Raw genomic sequence first — 26,961 nt, 5'->3', positions numbered from 1 at the left:
CCTTCGGGGCGCGCACGGTGGATGAACACCCGGCCGGTCCCACGGCATCATGGAGCCCGTGCCTCACGCGAACAGGAACCTCCGGCGCGCCCCCGTGCAGCAGCGCAGTGCCGATCGTCTCGCCCGGATCCTCGACGCCTGTGCCGGGCTCCTCGACGAGACCGGCTACGAACAGCTCTCCACCCGGGCGGTGGCCGACCGTGCGGGTGTGCCCATCGGCTCCGTCTACCGGTTCTTCTCCAACAAGCGGGGGCTGGTCGAGGCCCTCGCCGAGCGCAATCTGGACCTCTACGCCGAGCGCATCGTGGCCCGCCTCGCGGACATCCCCACCGAGGACTGGCGGACCGCCATCGACGCCGTACTCGATGAGTATCTGGCGATGAAGCGCTCGGTCCCCGGCTTCGCCCTCGTCGACTTCGGCCCTCCCGCCCCGGCCGGTGACCCGCTCGACGAATCGAACCGCCGGGTCGCGGGCCGGCTGGCCTCCCTGCTCTCCGGTCATCTCGGCCGCGACCCCGACACCGATCTGCTGCGGACGGTACTGGTCTGTGTCGAGGCCGCCGACGCGGTGCTCCAACTCGCCTTCCATGCCGACCCGTCGGGCGACCCGGCGCTGATAGGAGAGACCCGCGTGCTGATCCAGGCCTATCTCGCGCGGGTCCTCGAATGACAGGTGGCGCCAACACCTCGCCAGCATCCGTACCGGTCGGTATGCTCGGTCCGGCCGGGAGCTCACACCCGCTGTGCGGTCCGCGGCCCGAAGGTGCATGCCCGTGCGCCACTGCTGTCGCCGCCCCGGGGAGGGCCCATGTCCCATGATTCCCGCACCGCTCTGCGTATCTGCCCGCTCTGCGAGGCCACCTGCGGACTCACCCTCACCATCGAGGGAACCACGGTCACCGGCGCCCGCGGCGACCGTGACGACGTCCTGAGCCAGGGCTTCATCTGCCCCAAGGGGGCGTCCTTCGGAGGTCTGGACGCCGACCCCGACCGGCTGCGCACCCCACTCGTGCGCACCGACGGCGTCCTGCGGGAGGCGACCTGGAGCGAGGCCTTCGACGCGATCGCCGCGAGGGTCCCGGCCCTGACGAAGGAGCACGGCAAGCAGTCGGTCGGGGTCGTCCTCGGCAACCCCAATGTGCACACGATGGCCGGTGGGCTCTACCCGCAGCTGCTTCTCTCCACGCTCGGCACCCGCAACGTCTTCACCGCGAGCACCCTCGACCAGATGCCCAAGCACGTCTCCAGCGGCCTGCTCTTCGGTGATGCCAACGCCATCGCCGTACCCGATCTGGACCGCACCGGCCATCTGCTCCTGATCGGCGCCAATCCGCTCGAGTCCAACGGGAGCCTGTGCACCGCCCCCGACTTCCCGGGCAAGCTCAAGGCGCTGCGCAGGCGCGGCGGCACTCTCACCGTCATCGACCCGCGCCGCACCCGCACCGCACGTCTCGCGGACCGGCACGTCGCGATCCGTCCGGGGGCCGACGCCCTCCTGCTCGCCGCGCTCACCCAGGTCCTGCTCGAGGAGAAGCTCGCCGACCCCGGCGCGCTGGCCGAGCACCTCGACGGCTACGACGAACTGGCCGAGGCCATCAAGGACTTCACCCCCGAGGCCGTCGCCGCCGCCTGCGACATCGATGCCGGCACCATACGGGCGATCGCCCGCGAACTGGCCGCAGCCCCCGCCGCGGCCGTCTACGGGCGCATCGGCAGCTGCACCGTCGAACACGGCACCCTGGCCAGCTGGCTGGTCGACGTACTCAACATCCTCACCGGAAACCTCGACCGCCCCGGCGGCGCGCTCTTCCCCCTCTCCGCCACCGCCCGCGCACCCCGTGCCGCCGCCCCCGGCAAGGGCTTCGCGCTCGGCCGCTGGGCGAGCCGTGTCTCCGGCCACCCCGAGGCCAAGGGCGAACTCCCCGTCGCCGCACTCGCCGAGGAGATCGAAACGCCGGGGGAGGGGCGGATCCGCGCCCTCGTCGTCGTCGCCGGCAACCCGGTGCTCTCCGCCCCCGACGGCGACCGGCTCGACCGGGCGCTCGCCGGCGGTCTCGACTTCATGGTCAGCGTCGACCCGTACCTCAACGAGACCTCACGCCACGCGGACGTCGTGCTGCCTCCGCCGCCGCCCTCGCAGAGCGCCCACTTCGACTTCGCCCTCAACTCGCTCGCCGTGCACAACCAGGTCCGCTACACCCGCCCGGCCGTCCCGCTGCAGGACGGCCGCATGGGCGAGAGCGAGATCCTCGCCCGGCTGGTCCTCGCCGTCGGCGGTATGCACGGCGCACCGCCCGAAGCGGTCGACGACATGGTCATCGCCACCACCCTCGCCAAGGCCGGCCTTCCGGAGGAGTTCGCCGCCGAGCTGACGGGTCGCACCGGCGCCGAGCGGCGCCTCGACCTGATGCTGCGCCTCGGCCCGTACGACCTCACCCTGGAACGGCTCCTGGCCCATCCGCACGGCATCGACCTCGGTCCGCTGAAGCCCCGCATTCCGCAGCTGCTCAAGACCCGCAGTGGCCGCATCGAGCTGTTCCCGGCGCCGATCGCCGCCGATCTGCCACGGCTTCGGGCGGCGCTGGACGAACGGCCCACGGGTCTTGTCCTAGTCGGCCGCCGTCATCTGCGCTCCAACAACAGCTGGATGCACAACGTCGCCTCGCTCCGCGGCGGCTCGAACGTCTGCACCCTGCAGATCCACCCCGACGATGCCGCCCGTATCGGGCTCGCCGACGGTGCCACCGCACGGATCACCGCGGCGGGCGGCGAGGTCGAGGCACCCGCCGAGATCACCGACACGGTGCGGACCGGCGTCGTGAGCCTTCCGCACGGCTGGGGACACAGCCGCCCGGGCACGCGCATGTCCGTCGCCGAGACCGGGCCGGGAGTCAATGTGAACCAGCTGCTCGACGGCACTCTCCTGGACCCGCTGTCCGGCACCGCCGTGCTCAACGCCATCCCCGTCTCCGTAGCACCTACTCGCTGACCTGGGGTTTTGCTCGTATTGCTCACACGTCAACATCTTGTTAACGCCCCGCCGGGACACCTAACGTCATCCGAATCGCCGACACCGGTGAGAGTTCAAAGGTGAACGTTAGGTATCCCACATGTTGACAATCCTCGGATTTACCATGATCGCGACCTTCCTGGTCCTGATCATGATGAAGAAGATGTCGCCGATCGCGGCGCTGGTCCTGATCCCCGCACTCTTCTGCGTAGCCGTCGGGCAGGGTGCGAAGCTCGGCGACTACGTCATCGAAGGCGTCGGCACACTCGCGCCGACCGCCGCGATGCTGATGTTCGCCATCGTCTACTTCGGTGTGATGATCGACGTCGGCCTCTTCGATCCGGTCGTCCGGGGGATCCTGCGTTTCTGCAAGGCCGACCCGATGCGGATCGTCATCGGTACGGCGGTACTCGCCGCGATCGTCTCGCTGGACGGCGACGGCTCCACCACCTTCATGATCACCGTCTCGGCGATGTATCCGCTCTACAAGCGGCTGAAGATGAGCCTGGTCGTGCTGACCGGTGTCGCCGCCACGGCCAACGGTGTCATGAACACCCTGCCCTGGGGCGGTCCCACCGCCCGCGCGGCCACCGCGCTCAAGCTGGACGCGGCCGACATCTTCGTCCCGATGATCCCGGCCCTCGCCGTCGGACTGCTCGCCGTCATCCTCCTGGCGTGCGTCCTCGGCCGCCGCGAGCGCAAGCGCCTCGGCACGCTCACCCTCGACGAGGTGCTCGTGCACGAACCCGAGACCGTCCTCGTGGGCGCGGGCAGTGGCGGGGACCGGCTGGTGAAGGGCACGCCGTCCGCGGGCAGTGGCGGCGGCATCGGTGGCGGGGACGGCACGGACGCCGAGGACGGTGAGAAGGACGAGGACTTCAAGGGCCTCGACCCCAACAGGTCCACCCTGCGCCCCCGTCTCTACTGGTTCAATGCCGGCCTCACCGTCGCCCTGCTGGCGGCGATGATCCTGGAACTGATGCCGATTCCCGTGCTCTTCCTGCTCGGCGCGGCCCTCGCCCTGACGGTCAACTTCCCCCACATGCCCGACCAGCGGGCCCGGATCGCGGCCCACGCCGACAACGTGCTCAACGTCGCCGGCATGGTCTTCGCCGCCGCCGTCTTCACCGGCGTGCTCACCGGCACGGGTATGGTCGACCACATGGCCGACTGGCTGGTCGGTGCCATCCCCGATGCGATGGGTCCGCACATGGCCGTCGTCACCGGCGTACTGAGCCTCCCGCTCACCTACTTCATGTCCAACGACGGCTTCTACTTCGGTGTCCTGCCCGTGCTCGCCGAGGCCGGTGCCGCCCACGGCGTCTCCTCGCTGGAGATCGCCCGAGCCTCCCTGGTGGGCCAGCCCCTGCACATGTCGTCCCCGCTCGTACCCGCGGTCTACGTCCTGGTCGGCATGGCGAAGGTCGAGTTCGGCGACCACACCAGGTTCACCGTCAAATGGGCCGTGCTCACCTCGCTGGTGGTCCTCGGCGCCGGAATTCTCTTCGGCATCATCTGATGCCTCCGGAACCACGGCCCGGCAGGGGCTGGCTGCTGCGCCTCGTCATCGCCTTCGCCTTCGCCCAGGGGGCGGTGTCGATGGCGCGGCCCGCCGTCTCCTACCGGGCCCTCTCACTCGGAGCGGACGAGAGCGCGATCGGCGTCATCGCGGGCGTGTACGCGCTCCTGCCGCTCTTCGCCGCCGTACCACTGGGCCGCAGAACCGACCACGGCCGCTGCGGACCCCTGCTGCCGCTGGGGGTCGTGCTGATCGGCGGGGGCTGCGCACTCAGCGGCAGTGCCGAATCCCTCCCGGCCCTGGCGGCCTGGAGCGGACTCATGGGCCTCGGCCATCTCTGCTTCGTGATCGGCGCCCAGTCGCTCGTCGCACGACAGTCGGCGCCGGCCGAACAGGACCGCAACTTCGGCCACTTCACGATCGGTGCCTCCCTCGGCCAGCTCATCGGCCCGGTCGCCGCCGGCTACCTCATCTCGGAGCGGGACGGCGCCATGGCCCGTACCAGCGCCGTCGCCCTCCTCGTCTCGGCAGCCGTCGCCGTGGTCTCCTTCACCGCCCTGTGGCGCATCGAGCACCGGACTGCCGCCGGCTCCCCCAAAGAGGCGGCGCAGAAGGTGCCGGTCGGCCGGATCCTGCGCACCCGTGGTGTCCCGGCCGGCATCTTCATCAGTCTCGCCGTGCTCTCCGCCACCGACATCCTCACCGCCTACCTGCCGGTCGTCGGGGAACAACGCGGCATCGCACCCGCCACGGTCGGACTGCTGCTGAGTATCCGGGCCGCCGCGACCATCGCCTGCCGGCTGGTGATGACTCCGATGCTGCGCGTTCTCGGCCGGAACGCGCTGCTCACCACGACCTGCCTGCTCGGAGGCCTGATCTGCGCGGGCATCGCCCTGCCCGTACCCGTCCCGGTGCTCGCCGTGATGCTCGCGCTGCTCGGTTTCTGTCTGGGAGTGGGCCAGCCCCTGTCGATGACCACCGTCGTCCGGGCCGCCCCCGCGAAGGCCCGCTCCACCGCGCTGGCCCTCCGGCTGACCGGGAACCGCCTCGGCCAGGTCGCCGCCCCCGCGTCGGCGGGGCTGACCGCCGGAATCGCCGGCAGCGCCGCACCGTTCGTGATGCTGGGCGCGCTGCTCGTCGGGGCTGCGGGACTCGGCCTGCGCGGCGGCCGGACGAAGGCCGGGGATCCCGTCGCCGTGACCGGGGCCGAGGATCTTGTCGCCGGGACCGGGGGCGCGGAACCCGCAGGCCGGACCGGGGCCGCGGACACCCCTCCGGTCGCAGGCGTGCCCCGTACCGAACACCCCTGTGCGAACCGGAACCCCACCTGACACTTCCGGCCTTCGCTGCCACTTTGCCGACTTAACTTTTTAACCTGCGCACGAGTCATTCCCACACCCCGCCCAGTGGGTTAACTTCGGGCCACGCAGCCGCTCCCCACGTGCAGCCCACCCTCCTTCCCGGGCGGAACCATGACTCGTGCCATCTCCCTGCGCAGCGTCAGCAAGACGTACGGACGGGCTCCGCGCGCCGTCGACAACTTCTCGCTGTCCGTCGACCCCGGCGAGTTCGTCGTGCTGCTGGGGCCGTCCGGCTGCGGCAAGTCGACCGTGCTCCGCATGATCGCGGGCCTGGAGGAGATCAGCGAGGGGGAGCTGCTGCTCGACGGTGAGCCCGCGAACCACGTGTCGCCGCGCGAACGCGGCATGGCCATGGTCTTCCAGAACTTCGCGCTCTATCCGAACATGACCAATCGCGCCAACATCGGCTTCCCGCTGAAGCTGGAGAACCCGCGCAGGGACAACAGCGAGCGCGTCGAGTCCACCGCCAGAATGCTCGGCATCGACAGCGTGCTGGACCGCTACCCCGGCCAGCTCTCCGGCGGCGAACGCCAGCGGGTCGCGATGGGCCGGGCCATCTCGCGCCATCCGTCCGCCTTCCTGATGGACGAGCCGCTGTCCAACCTCGACGCGAAGCTGCGCAATCACCTGCGGGCCGAAATCTCCCAGCTCACCCGGGAACTGGGCGTCACCACCGTGTACGTCACGCACGACCAGTCCGAGGCGATGTCGCTCGGCGACCGGGTGGCCGTGATGCGCGGCGGAGTGCTGCAGCAGGTCAGCACGCCGCGCGAGGTCTACGCGACGCCGGAAAACGTGTTCGTCGCCGCGTTCATCGGCACCCCGAGGATCAATCTGCTCCAGGCCGTCGTCCACGCCCCGCTCCAGGGCCGCATGTCCATCGACCTCGGCCGGCAGCGCCTGCCGCTGCCCGAACCGCTCAGCCCCGACCACCAGCTGCTCCGCATCCAGCAGGGCCGCCGGATCATCGTGGGCCTGCGCTCCGAGGCGGTCCGGATCGCCCCGCCCAGCCAGGCCCGGCGCGGCGAGGTCGCCCTCAGCGGCATCGTCGAGCACGTCGAGTACCAGGGGCACGAGGCGCTCGTGCACCTCAACACGGGTTCACAGCCCGCAGTGGTGCCCGACCTGGAGTCGGCCCGCCAGCAGTCGCCGCAGCGTCGCCGCCGTGCACCCGGCGGCGGCGTCGGCGTACTGGAACGCCTGAAGCAGCGCGCCACCGGCTCCGTCGCCGTACTCGACGACCCGGGCGCGGAACCGTACGCCGTACGCAGCCCCGACCGGCCGGCCGTCACGGCGAGCGACCTCGTGGTGCGCACCGGCCCCGACATGCGGCTGCGGACCGGCGGGCAGGTACCGCTCCTCGTCGACCTGGCGCATCTGTACGTCTTCGACCACTCGGGGCGCCGGATCTGCCCCCTGCCCAAGGTCATTCCGGGGCTCGACGTGTAGCGACCCGGTGCACGAGAGAGAGCGGGCTCACTCCCTGTCGTGCACCGGGTCGTCCCTGTTGCCCGCAGCCGTGCGTGACCTGTGTCTCCAGCCGTTCCCTGGCGCCCAAAAACTAACAGCGCTAGTTTGGGGCCGGGACGGCATCCGTCCGTACGACGCACGGCTACGGCGGCAGGCACAGCAAGCCCGGGAGGAACAGCCATGAAGGCGCATGACGGGATGTACATCGGCGGGGAGTGGCGGCCCGCCGCGGGCCGGGACACGATCGCGGTCGTGAATCCGGCGGACGAGCAGGTCATCGGCCATGTCCCGGCGGGCACCGCCGAGGACGTCGACGCCGCGGTACGCGCCGCCCGCGCCGCGTTCCCCGGCTGGGCAGCCACGCCGCCGGCCGAGCGCGCCGCACGGATCGCCGCCCTGCGCGACGTGCTCGCCGCCCGCAAGGACGAGATCGCCGAGACCATCACCGCGGAGCTGGGCTCGCCGCTGCCGCTGTCCCAGGCGGTGCACGCGGGCGTACCGGTGCTGGTCGCGGGCTCGTACGCCGAGCTGGCCGCCTCGTACGCCTTCGAGGAGAAGCTGGGCAACTCCACCGTCCTGCTGGAGCCCGTCGGCGTCGTCGGGGCGATCACCCCCTGGAACTACCCGCTCCACCAGATCGTCGCCAAGGTGGCCCCCGCCCTCGCGGCAGGCTGCACCGTCGTGCTCAAGCCCGCCGAGGACACCCCGCTCACCGCCCAGCTCTTCGCCGAGGTCACCCAGGAAGCGGGCCTGCCGGCCGGTGTCTTCAACCTGGTCACCGGCCTCGGCCCGGTCGCCGGGCAGGCACTCGCCGAGCACGCGGACGTCGACCTCGTCTCCTTCACCGGGTCCACGGCCGTCGGCAGGCGGATCGGCGCCACGGCGGGCGCGGCGGTCAAGCGCGTCGCCCTGGAGCTCGGCGGCAAGTCCGCCAACGTCATCCTTCCGGGCGCCGACCTCGCCAAGGCGGTCAATGTCGGCGTCGCCAACGTGATGTCCAACTCGGGCCAGACGTGCAGCGCGTGGACCCGGATGCTGGTCGACGGCGAGCGGTACGAGGAGGCCGTGGCTCTCGCGGCGGCGGCCGTCGCGAAGTACGTACCCGGGGAGCGGGTCGGGCCCGTCGTCAACGCCAAGCAGCAGGCCCGGGTGCGCGGATACATCGAGAAGGGCATCGAGGAGGGCGCCCGCCTCGTGGCCGGGGGCCCCGAGGCACCCAAGGAGCAGGGGTACTACGTCAGCCCCACCGTGTTCGCCGACGTCACGCCCGGTATGACCATCGCGCGGGAGGAGATCTTCGGCCCGGTGCTCTCGATCCTGCGGTACGAGGACGTGGACGACGCCCTGCGGATCGCCAACGACACCGTGTACGGGCTGGCCGGGGCGGTCTGGGCCGCAGACGATGCCGAGGCCGTGGCCTTCGCCCGCCGCCTGGACACCGGGCAGGTGGACATCAACGGCGGCCGGTTCAACCCCCTGGCGCCGTTCGGCGGTTACAAGCAGTCGGGAGTGGGGCGCGAGCTCGGCCCGCACGGCCTCGCCGAGTACCTGCAGACCAAGTCCCTTCAGTTCTGAGGCCTTCAACCGACCGTCAAGGAGTCTGTTCGTGGTCCGCGCCGCTGTACTGCCCGCCGTCGGAGCTCCCCTGGAGATCACCGACATCGAACTCCCCGAGCCCGGCCCCGGCCAGGTGAGCATCCGTCTCGCCGCTGCCGGCGTCTGTCACTCGGACCTGTCCCTGACGAACGGCACCATGCGGTTGCCCGTCCCCGCCGTCCTCGGCCACGAGGGCGCAGGTACGGTCCTCGCCGTCGGTGAAGGGGTGAGCCATGTCGCCCCCGGCGACGCGGTCGTCCTCAACTGGGCGCCGTCCTGCGGGAACTGTTTCCACTGCGGTATCGGTGAGGTCTGGCTCTGTGCCGACGCGCTGAAGGGTGCGGCCAACATCCACGCCCGTACGGCCGACGGCACGGAGCTCCACCCGGGGCTGAACGTCGCGGCGTTCGCGCAGGAGACCGTCGTCGCGGCGAACTGCGTGCTGCCCGCCCCGACCGGCATCCCGCTCACCGACGCCGCGCTGCTCGGCTGCGCGGTCCTGACCGGATACGGGGCGGTGCACCACTCCGCCCGGGTCCGCGAGGGCGAGAGCGTCGTCGTCTTCGGGATCGGCGGGGTCGGCCTCGCCGTCCTGCAGGCCGCGCGGATCGCCGGGGCATCGAAGATCATCGCCGTCGATGTCTCACCGGAGAAGGAGGAGCTCGCCCGCCGGGCCGGAGCCACCGACTACGTCATCGCCTCCGACACCACCCCGCGCGCGATCCGCAAGCTCACCGGCGGCCAGGGCGCGGACGTCGCCGTGGAGTGCGTGGGACGGCCCGCCACGATCCGTGGGGCCTGGGAGTCCACCCGTCGCGGCGGCCGCACCACGGTCGTCGGCATCGGCGGGAAGGACCAGGTGGTGACCTTCAACGCCCTGGAGATCTTCCACTGGGGCCGTTCGCTCACAGGCTGTGTGTACGGCAACAGCGACCCGGCGCGTGACCTGCCCGTGCTCGCCGATCACATCCGCGCGGGCCGGTTCGACCTCTCCATGATGGTGACGGAACGGATCGCTCTGGACGGTATTCCGGCGGCCTTCGAGAACATGATCGCGGGCAAGGGCGGTCGCGCCCTGGTCGTGTTCTAGGGGCCGCCGCACAGTCCCGCCCGGCCCGCGACGCACACGCGCCGCGTTGTCGCACCGGCCGAGTACGTCCGGTACGACGCCGGTCCTGCGCCTCATGACGGCACGCACCGGACGCCGCGGGCCACGCCCTTCGGGCGCAGGGCGGGACTGTGCGGACATCCCCCGGGCCTCTCGCTGAGCGGCCCGGGTCAGGGAACCCGGGCCGTCGGCTCCTCCCGCGGCGCGGCCCTGCGCGCGCGGGTCCGGGAGACCGCCACCCCGGCCAGACAGAGCAGGCCGCCCGCGACGGTGAGCAGCGCGGGTACCTCGTCGAGCAGCAGCCACGACATCAGCACCACCAGGGCCGGTACCGCGTACGTCGTCGCGCCCATCCGGCCCGCGGTGGTACGCGCCAGGGCGTAGGCCCAGGTGGTGAAGGCCAGCGCCGTCGGGAAGATGCCCAGGTAGATCATGTTCAGCGTGGCGGAGACCGGTGCGTCGGCCGCCTCGGAGACCAGCACCCCGGTGAACGGCAAGCAGGCGACCGTACCGATCAGGCAGCCGAACGTGGTGATCTGCAGCGCGGATCCGTGCCGCAGGGCCGGCTTCTGGATGACCACACCGCCCGCGTACGCCACCGCGGCCACCAGGCAGAGCACCACACCGAGCACCGAGGAACTCCCGTGCCCGGACATGGAGAGACCGACGACCGCGGCCCCCGCGAACGACACGGCCATTCCCGCGAGCAGCCTGCGCGGCAGCCCCTCGCCGAGCAGCCCGGCACCCAGCAGGGCGATCAGGATCGGGCCGATGTTCACCACCATCGCGGCGGTGCCCGCGTCGACCTGCTGCTCACCCCAGTTGAGCGCCACCATGTACAGCCCGAACCACAGCAGCCCCGATCCCACGATGCCCGGCCATGCCGCCCGGGAGGGCAACCCCTCGCGGCGTACGAGCAGGATCGCCCCGAGCGTCAGCGTCCCCGCGAGCAGCCGGCCCAGCGCGAGCGCGCCCGGTGAGTACGCCTCGCCGGCGCTGCGGATGGAGACGAAGGCGGAGGCCCACAGGACCACCGTGGTGCACGCGGCGGCCGGAGCCCGCCAGTCGCGCCCTGCCGCAGTCGGCGCAGCACGGCGCGATGTCGGTGTCGTCGTCATGGCCCCGACACTAGGCCCGCAACGCTTCGGCACCTACCGAATTGTTTCCGCGTCGATGCCGAGCAGCTCGGACAGGGCCCGCTCCCCGTCCGGCGTCGCTTTCACCGCGCGCCCGGACCCGATGCGTACGCACCATCCCGCCTCCAGCGCATGACTGCACAGCGCGGCCCCCGCGGCCCCCGCCAGATGCGGGCGGCGCTCCGTCCAGTCCAGGCACTCCCGTACGAGCGGTCGGCGCCCCCTCGGTTCCAGGGCGATTCCCAGCGCCGCGAACCAGTCGAGTCCGTCGTCGGTGAGGGCGAATCCCGTGTCCTGCCGCAGCAGTCCCCGGGCGGTCATCGCGTCCGTGACCGTGATGCCGAGCCGCCCGGCGAGATGGTCGTAGCAGGTGCGTCCCCTGGCCAGTGCGCTGCTCAGGCCCGCCGCGTTCAGGGTCCTGGGACGCTCCTCGTCCCGGTCGGGAAGGGCCTGGGCGGCCAGCTCCTCGACGAGGCGGGCGGTGCGGCCGTCGGCGAGCCGCACGTAGCGGTGGCGGCCCTGACGCTCCTGTGTCAGCAGCCCGCCCGCGACCAGCTTCCCCAGGTGCTCGCTCGCCGTGGAAGGGGCCACCCCGGCGTGCCGGGCCAGCTCGCCCGCCGTCCAGGCGCGGCCGTCGAGCAGGGCGAGACAGAAAGCGGCGCGGGTCTCGTCGGCGAGCAGCGAGGCCAGGGCGGCGAGGTGGGACGCGGCCGGGCCGTGCGGTGTCATGCGAGCCATACGGTCCAGGATGCGTCAGCGGCCGTTCGGTGACGGCCGAACCGTGCCGCTCGGCGCGGTCTGCTCGTACTGCAGGGTGAGGCCGTCCAGCAGGGCTCGCAGCCCGGTCTCGAAGGCGCCCTCGTCGACCTGCTGGCGGCGGTCGGCCAACAGGTGGGCCTGGCCGAGGTGGGGGTAGTCGGCAGGGTCGTACGCCGTCTCGTCGTCGACGAATCCGCGGGCGAAGGAGCCGAGTGCCGAACCCGTGATGAAGTAGCGCATCAGCGCGCCGATGTAGGTCGCCTGGGCAGGCGGCCAGCCTGCCCGGACCATCGCGCCGAAGACGGCGTCGGCGACCCGTAGGCCGGCCGGCCTGCGGCCGGGGCCCTGGGCCAGCACCGGGACGATGTGCGGGTGCGCGGCGAGCGCCGCACGGTAGGAGACGGCCCAGTCGTGCAGGGCGGCCGGCCAGTCGCGGGGGTCGGACTCCTCGAACATCGACAGATCGACCTGGGCGGACACGGCGTCGGCGACCGCGTCGAGGATCTCGTCCTTGTTCCTGAAGTGGTTGTAGAGCGAGGGCCCGCTGACCCCCAGCCCGGCCGCGAGCCGGCGGGTCGAGACGGCGTCGAGCCCCTCGGCGTCCACGAGTGCGCTCGCCGCCTCGACGATGCGGTCTCTGCTGAGGAGGGGCTTGCGCGGTCGGGCCATGCGGCACATAGTAGGGCCTGCAAGCAGAAAACTAGCAGTGCTAATTTAAAGTGGGGTGTCGCAGGATGAACCTGGAGCTGAGCGAGGAGCAGGCAGCCGTCCGGGAGCTCGCCGAGGACTTCGTCGCACGGGAGATCGCCCCGCATGTCGTCGAGTGGGACCGGGCCGAGAGTGTCGACAAGTCGATCGTGAAGAAGCTGGGCTCCCTCGGCTTCCTCGGGCTGACCGTCCCCGAGGAGTACGGCGGCTCGGGCGGTGACCACCTCGCGTACTGCCTGGTGACCGAGGAGCTCGGGCGCGGTGACTCGTCCGTGCGCGGCATCGTGTCCGTCTCGCTCGGCCTGGTGGCCAAGACCATCGCCTCCTGGGGCAGCGAGGAGCAGAAGCAGCAGTGGCTGCCGAGGCTCACCGCGGGCGAAGCCATCGGCTGCTTCGGTCTCACCGAGCCCGGTACCGGCTCCGATGCGGGCAACCTGACGACGAAGGCCGTGCGCGACGGCGACGACTACGTGATCAACGGCTCCAAGATGTTCATCACCAACGGCACCTGGGCCGATGTCGTCCTGCTCTTCGCCCGCACCGACGACACCCCCGGCCACCGGGGCATCTCCGCCTTCCTGGTGCCGGCCGACAGCCCCGGACTGACCAGGCGCACCGTCCACGGCAAGCTCGGCCTGCGCGGCCAGGCGACGGCCGAGCTGGTGCTCGAGGACGTCCGGGTGCCCGCCGGGACGCTCATGGGGCCGGAGGGCAAGGGCTTCTCCATCGCGATGTCGGCCCTCGCCAAGGGCCGGATGTCCGTCGCGGCAGGCTGCGTCGGCATCGCGCAGGCCGCCCTCGACGCCGCCGTACGGTACGCGGGAGAGCGCGAGCAGTTCGGCAAGTCCATCGCGAGCTACCAGCTCGTCCAGGAACTGATCAGCGACATCTCCGTGGACGTCGACGCGGCCCGCATGCTGACCTGGCGCGTCGCCGACCTCATCGACCGGGGTCAGGACTTCGCCACCGCCGCGTCCACGGCGAAGCTCTTCGCCTCCGAGGCGGCCGTCCGTGCCGCCAACAACGCGCTCCAGGTCTTCGGCGGCTACGGCTACATCGACGAGTACCCGGTCGGCAAGCTGGTCAGGGACGCCCGAGTGATGACCCTCTACGAGGGCACCAGCCAGATCCAGAAGCTGATCATCGGCCGCGCGCTGACGGGTGTCTCCGCCTTCTGAGTGGCGAACTGAGTACGCCGACGGATGTGCCGTACGCCACCGCGCCCGATGCTGTGCACATGAGTGAGACAACATCGGTCAAGCAGCAGAGCACCGCCGCCTTCTACGGTCAGGCCGTCCTCTCCTTCGGAGTGGCCATGGGCGCGGTGGCTCTCGGTATCTACTTCCTCGACGCCGACGCCTGGGTGCGCGCCTTCCTCGCCATCGGCGTTCTCTATCTCGTCACTTCGTGCTTCACTCTGGCCAAGGTCATCAGGGACCGTCAGGAGGCGGGGCAGATCATCAGCCGCGTCGACCAGGCCAGGTTGGAGAAGATCCTCGCCGAGCACGACCCCTTCCAGAAGCTCTGACGATCTCAGCCACCGGCGACCCCTAAGCGCTTGCTCAGGTTCGCGGTATGGTGTTCGTCCTGCAGAGGGAAGGGGCACGTGACCATGAGCACGGCGGAGCAGACCGACGGCGACGAGACGCCGTGGAGTGAGGTCACGCCCGAGGCGGCCCGGCGACTGCTCGTCGCCGCCGTCGAGGCCTTTGCCGAGCGCGGGTATCACGCGACCACCACCCGTGACATCGCCGGGCGGGCCGGGATGAGCCCTGCCGCGCTCTACATCCACTACAAGACGAAGGAAGAGCTGCTCCACCGGATCAGCAGGATCGGTCACGACCGCGCCCTGCTCCTCCTGGAGACGGCTGCCGAAAGGGACGGCACGGCGACCGAGCGGCTCGCCGGCGCCGTACGGGCCTTCGTCCGCTGGCACGCCGAGCGGCACACCACGGCACGGGTCGTCCAGTACGAACTCGAGGCACTCGGCGAAGAACACCGCGCAGAGATCGTCGAGCTGCGCAGGAAGAGCGACACCGCGGTGCGCCGGATCATCAGCGAGGGCGTCCGGGCGGGAGAGTTCGACGTCCCCGACGTCCCGGGCACCACGCTGGCCGTGCTGTCGCTCTGCATCGACGTGGCGCGCTGGTTCAATGCGCAGGGAAGCCGGACGCCCGACGAGGTCGGCACGCTCTACGCCGACCTCGTCCTGCGCATGGTCGGGGCGCAGAAGTAGCGCCCCGCGCACCCGATGGCCCGCCTGCGCCCCCGTACGGATCGGACCGTACGGATCAGAAGTAGAAGCGCGACACCGACTCGGCGACACAGGCCGGCTTGTCGCCGCCCTCGCGCTCGATGGTGACGAGGGTGGTCACCTGTACGCCGCCGCCCGCCTCCTCGACGCTCTTGAGCACCGCTGTGGCGCGCAGGCGCGAGCCCACCGGCACGGTCGAGGGGAAGCGGACCTTGTTGCTCCCGTAGTTGATGCCCATCTTCATTCCCTCGACCCGCATGATCTGCGGTACGAGTGCGGGCAGCAGCGAGAGCGTCAGATAGCCGTGCGCGATCGTCGTGCCGAAGGGGCCGGCCGCGGCACGCTCCGGATCCACATGGATCCACTGGTGGTCGCCGGTGGCCTCGGCGAACTGGTCGATCCTCTTCTGTTCGATCTCCAGCCACTCGCTGTGACCGAGCTCCTCGCCCACCCCGTCCCGCAGCTCCTGTGCGGACGTGAAGATCTTCGGCTCTGCCATGTTCCTGGTCCCTGCCTTCCGGCTGTCTGCCGTCGTCCCCGACGAATGTCTAAGCGCTTGCTCAGCATGGTTGGGCCGTGCCTCCCTGTCAACGACGGACCGGCCAGGTTTTCGAAGCGGGCGGCCGGGTTCGAGCCAGGACCAGTAGGGTTCGGGGAGTGCCACAGATCCCGCAGAGACTTCACGAACTCACGGTCGGCCAGCTTTCCGCACGCAGCGGCGCCGCCGTATCGGCCCTGCACTTCTACGAGTCCAAGGGCCTGATCACCAGTAGCCGCACCAGCGGCAACCAGCGTCGCTACACCAGGGACGCCCTGCGCAGGGTCGCGTTCGTGCGCGCGGCGCAGCGGGTCGGTATCCCGCTCGCCACCATCAGGGAGGCGCTCGCCGAGCTGCCGGAGGAGCGCACGCCGAACCGTGAGGACTGGGCGCGGCTTTCCGAGGCGTGGCGCTCGGAGCTGGATGAGCGCATCAAGCAGCTGGGGCGGCTGCGCGACCATCTCACCGACTGCATCGGCTGCGGGTGTCTGTCGCTGGAGACGTGTGTGCTGTCCAACCCCGACGATGTGTCCGGCGAACGGATGACGGGGTCGCGCCTGATGCCCGAGCGCAAGGCGGCGGACGGTTCATAGCGGTCCCCGGCTCCGGGCAAGGCGCAACCGGCTCCGGGCAAGGCGCAACCGGCTCCGGGCAAGGCGCAACCGGCTCCGGACATCGACGACGCGGGGCGCGCGCAGTGAGGCGCCCCCCGCGCCCGTCAGGCCACCGATGCCAGATCCCTCGGCCTCATCCCTCTGGCCCTGGCCAGAGCTCCTGGGGTCAGTACGGGGCGGGGCACGACGATGCCGCACCCCGTGCAGACCGGGCCCGACCAGGGTTCCCGGTCCAGATCCTGCCGCCAGATGATGCCGGTACCCGAACAGACCGGGCAGGCAGCGCCCGGCGCCGCACTCAGGGCGGCGATCAGGCGCCCCAGCACGTCGGCGAGCGGTGCAACGGGATGGATCCCCGGGTCGTCGCAGGGTGCGATGCCGTTGCCGCCCCAGGTCCGCCGGTGCCAGTCGTCGAACGCGCCGGGCCGGCGCAGTCCGTCGTGCTTCTCCCGTCGCCGCCGCTCGGCGAAGCCCGTCTCGTACGCGAGCCAGACGTCCCGCGCCTCCTCCAGCTCCTCCAGTGCACGAATCAGGCGCACCGGGTCGGGAGCGCGGTCCTCGGGTTCGATCTCGTGCCGGGCGCACAGGTGATCCCAGGTGGCCCGGTGGCCGTAAGGGGCGAATCGCTCCAGGCATTTGCGCAGCGAGTACCGCCGCAAAGCCAGATCGCCCCGCGGATCGCGGACCTGTCTCGCAAGACTCCGGAAACCGGCCATGACACTGCCACCTCCGTCGGTCGTACTTCGGCGTCAAGGGATGGACGTACGACTGCCCGTTTCGGCTCCATCGAAAGGCGAAATGCGTCCACTACCTGAGATGGCCCATGCAGGGCGGCGTGGCGGCGGGTGTGATGATTCGGAAAAAGTGACTGATGTTCATCTTACTGACGGGGTGTACCGCCAGTAACCTCCGGCGCATCGGCCATCCGGAGGAGCACGCATGCCCCCACGCACCCGCACGCTCAGAGCCGCCACAGTCGCGGCCGTTCTCGCTCTCGGTACGTCCCTGCTCGCCTCGGCCCCTCAGGCCGGCGCGGCCCAGAGGGAACCCGTCGCTGTCACCGACCACTGCCAGGGGCAGTGCGCCGACATCCTGCCACCCGGCGAGAACGGCAACGCCACCCTCGTCGAGATCCTCGGCAACAAGGCCTTCGGCACCCACCCCGCCCACAGCGACGACCAGCTCGACCGCTACAACGGCCTGGTGGCGGGCCACACGAGCCTCACCGACCAGAAACTGACCGAGTTCTTCAACGACGCCTCCTTCGGGGTCGCCGCGAACCAGGTCGAGTCCGTCACCTCGCCGCGCGAGGACGTCACCATCACCCGCGACAAGAAGAGCGGCGTTCCCCACATCAAGGGCACCACCCGCTACGGCACCGAGTTCGGCGCCGGGTTCGCGGCGGGGCAGGACCGTCTCTGGCTGATGGACCTCTTCCGGCACATCGGACGGGGTGAGCTGACCTCGTTCGCCGGGGGAGCGCTCGCCAACCAGGGCCTGGAACAGCAGTTCTGGCCGCAGGCCCCGTACACCGAAGCGGACCTCGAAGCCCAGGTCGCATGGATCAGGACCACCGAAGGCGCACGCGGTGAGCAGGCGATGGCCGATGCCCAGGCGTACGTCGACGGCATCAACGCCTATCGGGTGAAGTCGAAGAACGGCCGCTACTTCCCGGGCGAGTACGTCCTGACAGGGAAGATCGACTCGATCACCAACATAGGCGAGATCCAGCCGTTCGAACTGACCGACCTGATCTCGATCGCCTCGGTCGTCGGCGGACAGTTCGGCGGGGGAGGCGGCGGCGAGGTGCAGGCCGCGCTCTCACTGCTCGCCGCCCAGCAGAAATACGGTGTCGAGGAGGGGACCAGGGTCTGGGAGTCGTTCCGCCAGCGCAACGACCCGGAAGCCGTCCTCACCGTCCACGACGGAACCTCGTTCCCGTACGCGGGCAAGCCCGACCAGGCCCGCGGAACCGCCCTTCCCGATCCGGGCTCCGTCACACCCGAACCCCTGATCCACGACCGCACGGGTTCGGCGGGCACCGGCGCGAAGGCCCCGGTCAAGGCGCCGGCCACCCTCAAGCCGCTGCAGGGCATGTACGACGACGGCGTCATCCCCGAGGGATCGCTGCCCGGAACCGGCAGCGGCGCCCAGAAGCGCGGCATGTCCAACGCCCTCCTCGTGTCCGGCAAGCACACCGCGAGCGGCAACCCGATCGCCGTCATGGGCCCCCAGACCGGCTATTTCGCCCCCCAGCTGATGATGCTCCAGGAGCTCCAGGGTCCCGGCATCAGCGCCCGCGGCGTCTCCTTCGCCGGAGTCGGCATGTACATCCAGATGGGCCGCGGCCAGGACTACGCCTGGAGCGCCACATCGGCCGCCCAGGACATCACCGACACCTACGCCATCGAGCTCTGCGAACCGGACGGTTCCGCGCCCTCCAAGGACTCCACGCACTACCGCAACGACGGCGCCTGCGCCCCGATGGAGAAGCTGGAGCGCACCAACTCCTGGAAGCCCACCGTCGCCGACTCCACCGCCAAGGGCTCCTACCGGATGCAGGTCTGGCGCACGGACCACGGCATCGTCACCCACCGCGCCACGGTGGGCGGCAAGCCCGTCGCGTACACCTCGCTGCGCACCACCTACCGGCACGAGGCCGACTCGATCATCGGCTTCCAGATGCTCAACGACCCGGCGTACGTCACGGACGCGGCCTCCTTCCAACAGGCGGCCAGTCACATCGACTACGCCTTCAACTGGTTCTACGCGGACTCGCGCACCGCGGCCTTCTACAACAGCGGCATGAACCCGGTGCGCGCGGCAGGGGTCGACCCGGCGCTGCCGGTGAAGGCCGAGAAGGCGTACGAGTGGCAGGGCTACGACCCGACGGCCAACACCACCGACTACACGCCGTTCGCCGAGCACCCGCAGTCCAGCGGCCAGGACTACTACATCTCCTGGAACAACCGTCAGGCCAAGGACTACGCCACCGCCGCCTTCGGCTTCGGCGCGGTGCACCGGGGCGACCTGCTCGACGACCGGGTGGCGGAACTGGTCGAGGACGGCGGAGTGACCCGCGCCTCGCTCACCCGCGCCATGGCGGAGGCAGCCGTCACGGACCTGCGGGGCGAGCAGCTGCTGCCCGAGCTCCTGAAGGTGCTGCGCTCCCAGCCGGTCACAGATCCCGCGCTCAACTCGGTGGTGCAGCAGCTGGACTCATGGCGCGCGGCGGGTGCGCAGCGCAAGGAGACCAGCCCCGGATCGCACACGTACACGCACGCGGACGCCGTACGGATCATGGATGCCTGGTGGCCGAAGCTGATCGAGGCCGAATTCCGGCCCGGTCTGGGTGACGGCCTCTACACCGCGCTCACCGGGAGCCTGGCCACGGACGAGTCACCGGCCGCGAGTCACGGGCCGAGCGGGGCGCACAGCGGCTCCTCGTTCCAGTACGGCTGGTGGGGCTTCGCCGACAAGGACCTGCGACAGGTCCTCGGACAGCCCGTCAAGGGGCCGCTGGCGAAGACGTACTGCGGCAACGGCGACCTGAGCGCGTGCCGCGATGCGCTGCTCACCACGTTGAAGCAGGCAGCTGCCGAGCCCGCGACGACGGTCTACCCCGGGGACGACAGCTGCGGGGCGGGGGAGCAGTGGTGCACCGACGCGATCATCCACCGCGCGCTCGGCGGGATCACCCACAAGACGATCCACTGGCAGAACCGGCCGACGTACCAGCAGGTCGTGGAATTCCCCGCGCACCGCTGATTCCCGTCCCCGACCGCCGGACGGGCATGTCGAGCCCGTCCGGCGGTCGGGGACAAGGCGGGGTGCCGGGGCGCCCGAGGCCAACGGTTCCGGTGCGCCCCGGCGGAGCTCCGTCCGTGCGGCAGGGACCAAGAACCGGCCGCCGGACGCCCCCGGCACTCACCGGTACTGGAGATACCTCTTACGCATGGCCCGGAACGCCGCCAGATCCGCCTTCCACGCCCCCACCACCTCATCGGTGTCCGCACCCGCGTCGATCATCGTGCGGACCCGTGTGTTGCCCGTGAGCTTGTCGATCCAGTTGTCCGTCCGCCAGGCGAACCCGCTCCATGTCCGCTTCGCCGTCACCAGCAGCGCGATTCCGGTTCGTACCGGGTCGAAGACCTCCCGGTCCTGGACGTGCACCTGCACCCCGCCCACCGTCTTCCCCTGGAACTTGGAGAACGACGGCGCGAAGTACGCCTCACGGAAGGCCACCCCGGGCAGCTCCAGCGCGTTCGCCGCCGCCGCCCACCGGTAGTCGACCCCCTCTGCTCCGAGCAGCTCGAACGGCCGGGTCGTGCCCCGCCCCTCGGAAAGGTTCGTTCCCTCGAACAGACACGTCCCCGAATAGACCAGCGCCGTCTCCGGCGTCGGCATGTTGGGGCTCGGAGGCACCCACGGCAGCCCCGTCACGTCGAAGAAGTCCGAACGCCGCCACCCCGACATCTTCACGATGTCCAGCTCCACCGGCCGCGCCGCCAGGAACTCCGCGTTGAAGAGCAGCGCCAGCTCGGCGACCGTCATCCCGTGAGCCTGGGCGATCTCCCTGCGCCCCACGAACGTCGCGAAGGCCGGATCGAGCACCGGGCCCAGTGCCGCCCTCCCGGTCACCGGGTTCGGCCGGTCGAGGACCACGAACCGCTTGCCCGCGAGCGCCGCCGCCTCCATGCAGTCGTACAGAGTCCAGATGTACGTGTAGAAGCGGGCGCCCGCGTCCTGGATGTCGAAGACGACCGTGTCCACGCCGGAGGCCGTGAAGATGTCGGCGAGCGGCTGTCCGCTCTTGAGGTAGGTGTCGTAGACCGGCAGTCCCGTTGCCGGGTCGTCGTAGCGTCCCTCCGAGCCGCCCGCCTGCGCGGTCCCGCGGAAGCCGTGCTCCGGTCCGAAGACGGCGGTCAGATTCACCCGCTCGTCCGGGTGCATCACATCGACGATGTGCCGTACGTCTGCCGTGATCCCGGTCGGATTCGTGACGACGCCGACCTTCTCTCCGGCCAGCAGCCGGTACCCGTCGGCGGCCAGCCGTTCGAACCCGGTACGGACCCCGGTGCGCCCGGCACCGTGCCCCCGGCCTGCGGCGGCGGCCGTCCCGGGCCCGGCCGCAGTGGCCGCGACGGCCCCCATCGCTCCGCCGACGGCCAGCAAACCACGCCTGGACAGGGTCATTCCGCTACCTCCATGATCGCGCCGACTGTCATGGCCACGCACGCTAGCGCGGGCGCGGGCCGCACGGAACGGCCCTGACCGGGCAGATTCCCAGTCCTGCCCAGGACCCCTTCCCTGATCACATACCGACTGGTTAGTCTGCCGGGGAAGACGGCTGAGAGAGGCGGGACCGATGAGTACGGTGCAGGGCGCTGGCGTAGTGGTTACCGGAGCCGGAGGCGGCATCGGAGCCGCTCTGGCCCGCAGATTCGCCGCAGAGGGTGCACGGGTCGTCGTCAACGACCTCGACATCGACCGGATCAAGGCGCTCGCCGAGGAGATCGGCGCAACCGCCGTCGCCGGTGACGCCTCCCGGATCGTGGACGCCGCACGCGACGCACTCGACGGCACGGTGGACATCTACTGCGCCAACGCGGGCCTGGCGTCCGGCGGCGACGCCTTCGCCGACGAGGACGTCTGGGCCGCGGCCTGGGACGTCAACGTGATGTCCCACGTCCGCGCGGCCAGGGCGCTGCTGCCGGACTGGCTGGAGCGCGGCAGCGGCCGCTTCGTCTCCACCGCGTCCGCGGCCGGTCTGCTGACGATGATCGGCGCGGCCCCGTACAGCGTCACCAAGCACGGAGCCGTCGCCTTCGCCGAGTGGCTCGCGCTCACCTACCGCCACCGCGGCATCAAGGTCCACACGATCTGCCCGCAGGGCGTGCGTACGGACATGCTCACCGCCGCGGGCTCCGCGGGCGATCTCGTACTCGCCCCCACCGCGATCGAGCCGGAGGCCGTCGCCGACGCCCTGTTCGACGCCATGGAGCAGGACCGCTTCCTGGTCCTGCCGCATCCGGAGGTGGCCGGGTACTACCGGGCCCGTGCCAAGGACCCCGACCACTGGATCGGCAGCATGAACCACCTGCAGCAGAAGTGGGAGGAGGCCGGCGCATGACCGAGTCGATCTATGCGGCAAAGCCGTGGACCGCCCTGCTCAGCGAGGCCCAGCGGGCCCCCGTCAACCCGGCCGAGACGCTGGTGCACGCCTTCCGCGCCGCCGTCGGGCGGGCCCCCGGGCACCCGGCACTCGCCTACTTCGACGGTCGCCTCAGTTACCGCGAGACCGATGAGCTCTCCGACTCCGTGGCCGGGCATCTCGCCGCCGAAGGGCTGCGGCGCGGCGATCGTGTGGCGATCATGCTGCAGAACAGCCCGCACTTCGTCCTCGCGCTGCTCGGCGCCTGGAAGGCCGGCGCGACCGTCGTCCCGCTGAACCCGATGTACAAGTCCGGCGAGGTCGGCCACGTACTGAAGGACGCGGCGGTGACCGCGCTGATCTGCTCCGACCTGGCCTGGGAGTCCTATCTGCGGGACACCGCGGAGGCGGCGCCCAGCGTGAAGATCGCCGTCACCGCCTGCGAGCGCGATCTCCAGACGGCCGACGACCCACGGGTGCTCGGCTTCGAGCGGCTCCCCGCCCCCGGCCCCGACGACTGGGCGGCGGACCTGGTGGCCGTGGCCCGCCGGGACCTTCCCGCACCCGGGGACAGGGAGCTCACCGCCGACGACGTGGCGCTGATCAGTTACACCTCCGGGACGAGCGGCACCCCCAAGGGCGCCATGAACTCGCAGGGCAACATCATGGTCAACGCGGAGCGGCAGCGGACAGGCCACCCCATTGCCGAGGGGGCCGCCTACTTCGCGCTCGCCCCGCTCTTCCACATCACCGGCATGGTGTGCCAGCTCGCCGCGTGCATCGCCAACGCGGGCACCCTGGTCCTCGCCTACCGCTTCGAGGCGAGCGTCGTCCTGGAGGCCTTCTCCGAGCACCGCCCCGCCTACACCGTCGGCCCCTCGACCGCCTTCATGGCGCTCGCCGCGCACCCCGGGGTCACCCGCGAGCACTTCGCCTCCTTCGAGGTGATCTCCTCGGGCGGTGCACCGCTGCCGCCCGCGCTCGTCGAGAAATTCCGCGACGGCCTCGGCCCGTACATCCGCAACGGCTACGGGCTCACCGAGTGCACCGCGCCCTGCGCCTCCGTACCGCCGGAGCACGAGGCCCCCGTCGACCCGGTGTCCGGGACCCTGTCCGTCGGCGTTCCCGGCCCCGACACACTGGTGCGGATCATCGACGAGAAGGGCGACGACGTCCCCTTCGGCGAACAGGGCGAGATCGCCGTACGCGGACCGCAGGTCGTCTCCGGCTACTGGAATCTTCCCGAGGCCACCGAGGCCGCCTTCCCCGACGGGGAACTGCGCACCGGCGACATCGGCTTCATGGACGCGGCGGGCTGGCTCTACGTCGTCGACCGCAAGAAGGACATGATCAACGCCTCCGGCTTCAAGGTCTGGCCGCGTGAGGTCGAGGACGTCCTCTACACCCACCCCGCAGTCCGCGAGGCAGCCGTCGTGGGCGTCCCCGACGCCTACCGCGGGGAGAGCGTCCGCGCCTACGTCAGCCTGCGCCCGGGGGCCGGGGTGGAGCCCGGCGAGCTGAGCGCGTACTGCAAGGAACGGCTCGCCGCGTACAAGTATCCGCGCGAAGTGGAGATCCTGACGGAGCTCCCGAAGACGGCAAGTGGGAAGATCCTCAGGCGGGAACTGCGTTCCCCCCGGTAAGAGCACTTCACGCACAGACGAAAGGACAGGTGGCGGCCATGGCCAAGGCGACGGACGGGAACGGTACGCCCGTCCCTCAACGGCTGCTGGCCGCCGCCACCCGGCTCTTCGCCGAGCGTGGCTACGACCGCACCTCGGTCCAGGAGATCGTCGAGGCGGCGGGCGTCACCAAAGGCGCCCTGTACCACTACTTCGGCTCCAAGGAGGACCTCCTCCAGGAGGTCTACGCCCGGGTGCTGCGGCTCCAGCAGGAGCGGCTCGACGCGTACGCGAACGCCGAGGCTCCGATCGAGCAGCGGCTGCGTGACGCGGCGGCGGACGTGGTCGTCACGACCATCGAGAACCTCGATGACGCCTCGATCTTCTTCCGCTCGATGCACCACCTGAGCCCGGAGAAGAACAAGCAGGTACGGATGGAGCGGCGCCGCTACCACGAGGGCTTCCGGGCACTCGTCGAGGAGGGCCAGCGCAGCGGTGTGTTCTCCTCGGCGACCCCCGCCGACCTTGTGGTCGACTACCACTTCGGTTCGGTCCACCACCTGTCCACCTGGTACAGCCCGGACGGCCCCCTCAGCCAGCAGGAGGTCGCCGACCATCTGGCCGACCTGCTGCTGAGGGCCCTGCGTCCCTGACGGCGAAGCCGCCGGACGCGCCGTGCAGCGCGCCGGAGGCCGTCACCGTGCGACAGCCCACCCCGGGACGGTCGGCAGCACCTTCTCGGCGACGCCGAGCAGCACCGCGTCGTCCGGCACCCAGCCGTCCGCGCGCCACAGGGCCACCTCGAAGGAGCCGCCGCCGTCCTTCGCGTCCTGGGCCACCAAGAGGACGCGGGCCGGGACGCCGGGACCGCTGTCGGAGTCGCTTCCGTCGAGGCGGAAACTGATGCTGATGGTGCGCTGCGAGTAGAAGACCGCCGGGCGGTCCAGAACCGTCCGCTGCGTGGCGTCGGCCCCCAGAAGCGTGGCGGACCCGGCCACCGGAAGACCGTCGTAGGTGGCCGACAACGTCACGGTGTAGTTCCCGAACTCGACCCGGGCCGAGGGGGTGTCGATCTCCTTGCCGCCGGCGAGGTCGATGGTGCCACCGCTGTCGCTGGCGGTCTTCGCGATCTCCCCGGGCGTGCCCAGCAGTTCAGCGAGGTCGGGACGGTTCAGCGCCTCGCACAGTTGCAGCCCTGAGACGCGCCGAGGCGCCTTCCCGGGCTCTCCCGCCACCTTCTTCGGCTCCCCGTCCGAGCATGTGGCGGGCTTCGGGGCGCTGTTGTCCGGGGAGGACGTCTTCGCGATCGTCCACAGACCGCCCGCGAGCGCCCCTACCATCACCACGGCCGTGACGGCCTGCCCCCACGCGCCCGCGCCCTTCGTGGGCGTACCTATATCGTCGGCCATGTCCCCCGCCTGTCATGATCACCCCATATGTGCCCGGGGACCGTAACCCATGATCATCGGGCGGGCAAGGGGTCCGGCCTTCGCCGGGTGCGGCCCCGGCCGATTCCCTGTCGGCCCTGCCCGCTACCGGCCTCCGTATGTGAAGCCGGGCCGACCGAGGCCGACGCCTCGTCACCGGTCCTCCGGGGAACGCCCCGGCGCGCGAACGTCGCTTTCTGTCCGCTGAGCGAACGGGACTGTCCGGATTCAGCTCTTGACGGTACACGGCCATCTCGCTGACCATCGGTCACGCACATCGCACCGCCAGCTCCAGGCCCCGGCCGTGCACGGCCGGGTACCCCCCGCACGTTCCGTCAGTCCCCGAACGGAATCCGGAGCCCTCGATGAGCCCGTCCCGCTACAGATCCCTGTCCGCGTCCGCCCTCGCAGTCGTGGCCCTGCTCGCGACCGCAGCCCCCGCGGTGCAGGCGGCGCCCGCCCCCCGTGCGGCGGCCGCGGCGCCCGACATCCCCGTCGCCAACGTCAAGGCGCACCTCACCCAGTTCCAGTCGATAGCCACCGCCAACGGCGGCAACCGGGCCCACGGCCGGACCGGCTACAAGGCGTCCGTCGACTACGTGAAGGCCAAGCTGGACGCGGCCGGATACACCACGGCACTCCAGCAGTTCACCTCCGGCGGAGCCACCGGGTACAACCTCGTCGCCGACTGGCCCGGAGGGGATCCGAACAAGGTCCTCATGGCCGGCTCCCACCTCGATTCGGTGACCTCCGGGCCCGGCATCAACGACAACGGATCCGGCTCGGCCGCCGTCCTCGAAACCGCCCTCGCCGTCTCCCGGGCACAGCTCACTCCCGACAAGCACCTGCGGTTCGCCTGGTGGGGTGCCGAGGAGCTGGGGCTCGTCGGCTCGAAGTACTACGTCAACAACCTCGCCGCCACCGAGCGTGCCAAGCTCGCCGGATATCTCAACTTCGACATGATCGGCTCGCCCAACGCCGGCTACTTCGTCTACGACGACGACCCGGTCATCGAGCAGACCTTCAAGAGCTACTTCGCCGGTCTGTCGGTACCCACCGAGATAGAGACCGAGGGCGACGGCCGCTCCGACCACGCCCCGTTCAAGAGCGCGGGCGTGCCGGTCGGCGGCCTGTTCACCGGAGCCAGCAACACGAAGTCGAGTGCCCAGGCCCAGAAGTGGGGCGGCACCGCGGGACAGTCCTTCGACCGCTGCTACCACTCGTCCTGCGACACCACGGCCAACATCAACGACACGGCCCTGGACCGCAACAGCGACGCCGTGGCCCACGCGATCTGGACCCTGTCCGCGGGAACGGTCGAACCGCCCACGGGCGAGGGCGTGTTCAGCAGCACCACCGATGTCGCCGTCCCGGACGCGGGGGCGGCCGTGACCTCCCCCATCGCGGTCACCGGCCGTACCGGCAACGCCCCCGCCGCACTCCAGGTGGCCGTGGACATCAAGCACACCTGGCGCGGTGACCTCGTCGTCGATCTGCTCGCCCCGGACGGCACCGCGTACCGGCTGAAGAACGCGAGCAGCAGTGATTCGGCCGACAACGTGATCGCGACCTACACCGTCAACGCGTCGAGCGAGACCGCGAACGGCACCTGGAAGCTCCAGGTGCGCGACACGGCCTCGCAGGACACCGGTTTCATCGACAGCTGGAAGCTCACCTTCTGAACC

23 protein-coding genes are annotated in these 26,961 nt (G+C 70.7%); 16 read left to right on the top strand and 7 right to left on the bottom strand.

The window, feature by feature from the left end; genetic code table 11:
• Positions 1 to 49: 49 nt before the first annotated feature.
• The 7 genes from ACFWBQ_RS04610 (at position 50) to ACFWBQ_RS04580 (ending at position 10,046) form a co-directional block, all read left to right on the top strand.
• Complete coding sequence (locus ACFWBQ_RS04610; RefSeq protein ID WP_385483806.1) at positions 50 to 670, top strand: TetR family transcriptional regulator; 621 nt, start codon at positions 50 to 52, stop codon at positions 668 to 670.
• Positions 671 to 808: 138 nt separating this feature from the next.
• On the top strand, positions 809 to 2,989 hold the full coding sequence (locus ACFWBQ_RS04605) for a molybdopterin oxidoreductase family protein (RefSeq protein ID WP_385483804.1): 2,181 nt from the start codon (positions 809 to 811) through the stop codon (positions 2,987 to 2,989).
• A 121-nt stretch (positions 2,990 to 3,110) separates the two neighbouring features.
• On the top strand, positions 3,111 to 4,529 hold the full coding sequence (locus ACFWBQ_RS04600; protein WP_385483802.1) for a CitMHS family transporter: 1,419 nt from the start codon (positions 3,111 to 3,113) through the stop codon (positions 4,527 to 4,529).
• The gene (locus ACFWBQ_RS04595; protein WP_385483800.1) at positions 4,529 to 5,860 is read left to right on the top strand and encodes an MFS transporter; all 1,332 of its coding nucleotides are present in this window, start codon (positions 4,529 to 4,531) and stop codon (positions 5,858 to 5,860) included. The genes ACFWBQ_RS04600 and ACFWBQ_RS04595 overlap by 1 nt, the downstream gene beginning before the upstream one ends.
• A 141-nt stretch (positions 5,861 to 6,001) precedes the next feature.
• A complete protein-coding gene (locus tag ACFWBQ_RS04590) occupies positions 6,002 to 7,339 on the top strand; it encodes an ABC transporter ATP-binding protein (protein ID WP_385483798.1) in 1,338 nt (445 codons plus the stop codon).
• Positions 7,340 to 7,540: 201 nt separating this feature from the next.
• The gene (locus tag ACFWBQ_RS04585; protein WP_385483796.1) at positions 7,541 to 8,935 is read left to right on the top strand and encodes an aldehyde dehydrogenase family protein; all 1,395 of its coding nucleotides are present in this window, start codon (positions 7,541 to 7,543) and stop codon (positions 8,933 to 8,935) included.
• A gap of 31 nt (positions 8,936 to 8,966) precedes the next feature.
• Complete coding sequence (locus ACFWBQ_RS04580; RefSeq protein WP_385483794.1) at positions 8,967 to 10,046, top strand: Zn-dependent alcohol dehydrogenase; 1,080 nt, start codon at positions 8,967 to 8,969, stop codon at positions 10,044 to 10,046.
• Positions 10,047 to 10,234: 188 nt separating this feature from the next.
• On the opposite strand, the gene ACFWBQ_RS04575 is transcribed toward ACFWBQ_RS04580, so the two are convergent.
• From ACFWBQ_RS04575 to ACFWBQ_RS04565, 3 genes are read right to left on the bottom strand one after another with little or no spacing between them, the layout of a single operon-like run.
• A complete protein-coding gene (locus tag ACFWBQ_RS04575) occupies positions 10,235 to 11,182 on the bottom strand; it encodes a DMT family transporter (RefSeq protein WP_385483792.1) in 948 nt (315 codons plus the stop codon).
• A 33-nt stretch (positions 11,183 to 11,215) separates the two neighbouring features.
• Entirely contained in the window at positions 11,216 to 11,938 is a 723-nt protein-coding gene (locus ACFWBQ_RS04570) for an ArsR/SmtB family transcription factor (RefSeq protein WP_385483790.1), read from the bottom strand.
• Between the two features lie 15 nt (positions 11,939 to 11,953).
• The gene (locus ACFWBQ_RS04565; RefSeq protein ID WP_385483788.1) at positions 11,954 to 12,628 is read right to left on the bottom strand and encodes a TetR/AcrR family transcriptional regulator; all 675 of its coding nucleotides are present in this window, start codon (positions 12,626 to 12,628) and stop codon (positions 11,954 to 11,956) included.
• Positions 12,629 to 12,693: 65 nt separating this feature from the next.
• Here ACFWBQ_RS04565 and ACFWBQ_RS04560 point away from each other — a divergent pair, with 65 nt between their 5' ends.
• The 3 genes from ACFWBQ_RS04560 (at position 12,694) to ACFWBQ_RS04550 (ending at position 14,903) form a co-directional block, all read left to right on the top strand.
• The gene (locus ACFWBQ_RS04560; RefSeq protein WP_385483786.1) at positions 12,694 to 13,845 is read left to right on the top strand and encodes an acyl-CoA dehydrogenase family protein; all 1,152 of its coding nucleotides are present in this window, start codon (positions 12,694 to 12,696) and stop codon (positions 13,843 to 13,845) included.
• A gap of 59 nt (positions 13,846 to 13,904) precedes the next feature.
• Positions 13,905 to 14,195 carry a YiaA/YiaB family inner membrane protein gene (locus tag ACFWBQ_RS04555; protein WP_385483784.1) on the top strand — a complete coding sequence of 97 codons (291 nt, stop codon included), beginning with the start codon at positions 13,905 to 13,907 and terminating at the stop codon, positions 14,193 to 14,195.
• 84 nt (positions 14,196 to 14,279) lie between these two features.
• The gene (locus tag ACFWBQ_RS04550) at positions 14,280 to 14,903 is read left to right on the top strand and encodes a TetR/AcrR family transcriptional regulator (RefSeq protein WP_385484003.1); all 624 of its coding nucleotides are present in this window, start codon (positions 14,280 to 14,282) and stop codon (positions 14,901 to 14,903) included.
• Between the two features lie 55 nt (positions 14,904 to 14,958).
• Here the strand turns inward: ACFWBQ_RS04550 and ACFWBQ_RS04545 are convergent, their stop codons facing one another.
• A complete protein-coding gene (locus tag ACFWBQ_RS04545; protein WP_385483782.1) occupies positions 14,959 to 15,420 on the bottom strand; it encodes a MaoC family dehydratase in 462 nt (153 codons plus the stop codon).
• A 158-nt stretch (positions 15,421 to 15,578) separates the two neighbouring features.
• Between ACFWBQ_RS04545 and soxR the strand changes: the two genes are divergently transcribed.
• Positions 15,579 to 16,052 carry a redox-sensitive transcriptional activator SoxR gene (gene soxR / locus ACFWBQ_RS04540; protein WP_385483781.1) on the top strand — a complete coding sequence of 158 codons (474 nt, stop codon included), beginning with the start codon at positions 15,579 to 15,581 and terminating at the stop codon, positions 16,050 to 16,052.
• 125 nt (positions 16,053 to 16,177) lie between these two features.
• Here the strand turns inward: soxR and ACFWBQ_RS04535 are convergent, their stop codons facing one another.
• Positions 16,178 to 16,789: a hypothetical protein gene (locus ACFWBQ_RS04535; RefSeq protein ID WP_385483779.1), complete on the bottom strand. Its 612-nt coding sequence runs from the start codon at positions 16,787 to 16,789 to the stop codon at positions 16,178 to 16,180.
• Positions 16,790 to 17,012: 223 nt separating this feature from the next.
• Here ACFWBQ_RS04535 and ACFWBQ_RS04530 point away from each other — a divergent pair, with 223 nt between their 5' ends.
• Positions 17,013 to 19,841, top strand: a complete 2,829-nt coding sequence (locus ACFWBQ_RS04530; protein ID WP_385483777.1) for a penicillin acylase family protein — start codon at positions 17,013 to 17,015, stop codon at positions 19,839 to 19,841.
• A 159-nt stretch (positions 19,842 to 20,000) separates the two neighbouring features.
• Here the strand turns inward: ACFWBQ_RS04530 and ACFWBQ_RS04525 are convergent, their stop codons facing one another.
• The gene (locus tag ACFWBQ_RS04525; RefSeq protein WP_385483775.1) at positions 20,001 to 21,269 is read right to left on the bottom strand and encodes an exo-beta-N-acetylmuramidase NamZ domain-containing protein; all 1,269 of its coding nucleotides are present in this window, start codon (positions 21,267 to 21,269) and stop codon (positions 20,001 to 20,003) included.
• 172 nt (positions 21,270 to 21,441) lie between these two features.
• Between ACFWBQ_RS04525 and ACFWBQ_RS04520 the strand changes: the two genes are divergently transcribed.
• Genes ACFWBQ_RS04520 through ACFWBQ_RS04510 form a run of 3 tightly spaced genes read left to right on the top strand, consistent with a single transcriptional unit; the run spans position 21,442 to position 24,502 of the window.
• Positions 21,442 to 22,206 carry an SDR family oxidoreductase gene (locus ACFWBQ_RS04520; RefSeq protein ID WP_385483773.1) on the top strand — a complete coding sequence of 255 codons (765 nt, stop codon included), beginning with the start codon at positions 21,442 to 21,444 and terminating at the stop codon, positions 22,204 to 22,206.
• Positions 22,203 to 23,870: an AMP-binding protein gene (locus tag ACFWBQ_RS04515; protein WP_385483771.1), complete on the top strand. Its 1,668-nt coding sequence runs from the start codon at positions 22,203 to 22,205 to the stop codon at positions 23,868 to 23,870. Before ACFWBQ_RS04520 ends, ACFWBQ_RS04515 begins: the two co-directional genes overlap by 4 nt.
• 38 nt (positions 23,871 to 23,908) lie before the next feature.
• Entirely contained in the window at positions 23,909 to 24,502 is a 594-nt protein-coding gene (locus tag ACFWBQ_RS04510; RefSeq protein WP_351168070.1) for a TetR/AcrR family transcriptional regulator, read from the top strand.
• Positions 24,503 to 24,544: 42 nt separating this feature from the next.
• On the opposite strand, the gene ACFWBQ_RS04505 is transcribed toward ACFWBQ_RS04510, so the two are convergent.
• Positions 24,545 to 25,258: a DUF6215 domain-containing protein gene (locus ACFWBQ_RS04505; RefSeq protein ID WP_385483769.1), complete on the bottom strand. Its 714-nt coding sequence runs from the start codon at positions 25,256 to 25,258 to the stop codon at positions 24,545 to 24,547.
• Between the two features lie 383 nt (positions 25,259 to 25,641).
• Here ACFWBQ_RS04505 and ACFWBQ_RS04500 point away from each other — a divergent pair, with 383 nt between their 5' ends.
• Positions 25,642 to 26,958, top strand: a complete 1,317-nt coding sequence (locus ACFWBQ_RS04500; RefSeq protein ID WP_385483767.1) for a M28 family metallopeptidase — start codon at positions 25,642 to 25,644, stop codon at positions 26,956 to 26,958.
• The last annotated feature ends 3 nt before the right edge of the window (positions 26,959 to 26,961 follow it).

It is taken from the genome of Streptomyces sp. NPDC060035 (assembly GCF_042736635.1).
GTDB lineage: Bacteria > Actinomycetota > Actinomycetes > Streptomycetales > Streptomycetaceae > Streptomyces.
The sequence above is the reverse complement of the archived record's forward strand: the minus strand, read 5'-3'. Positions and strand labels throughout refer to the sequence as shown.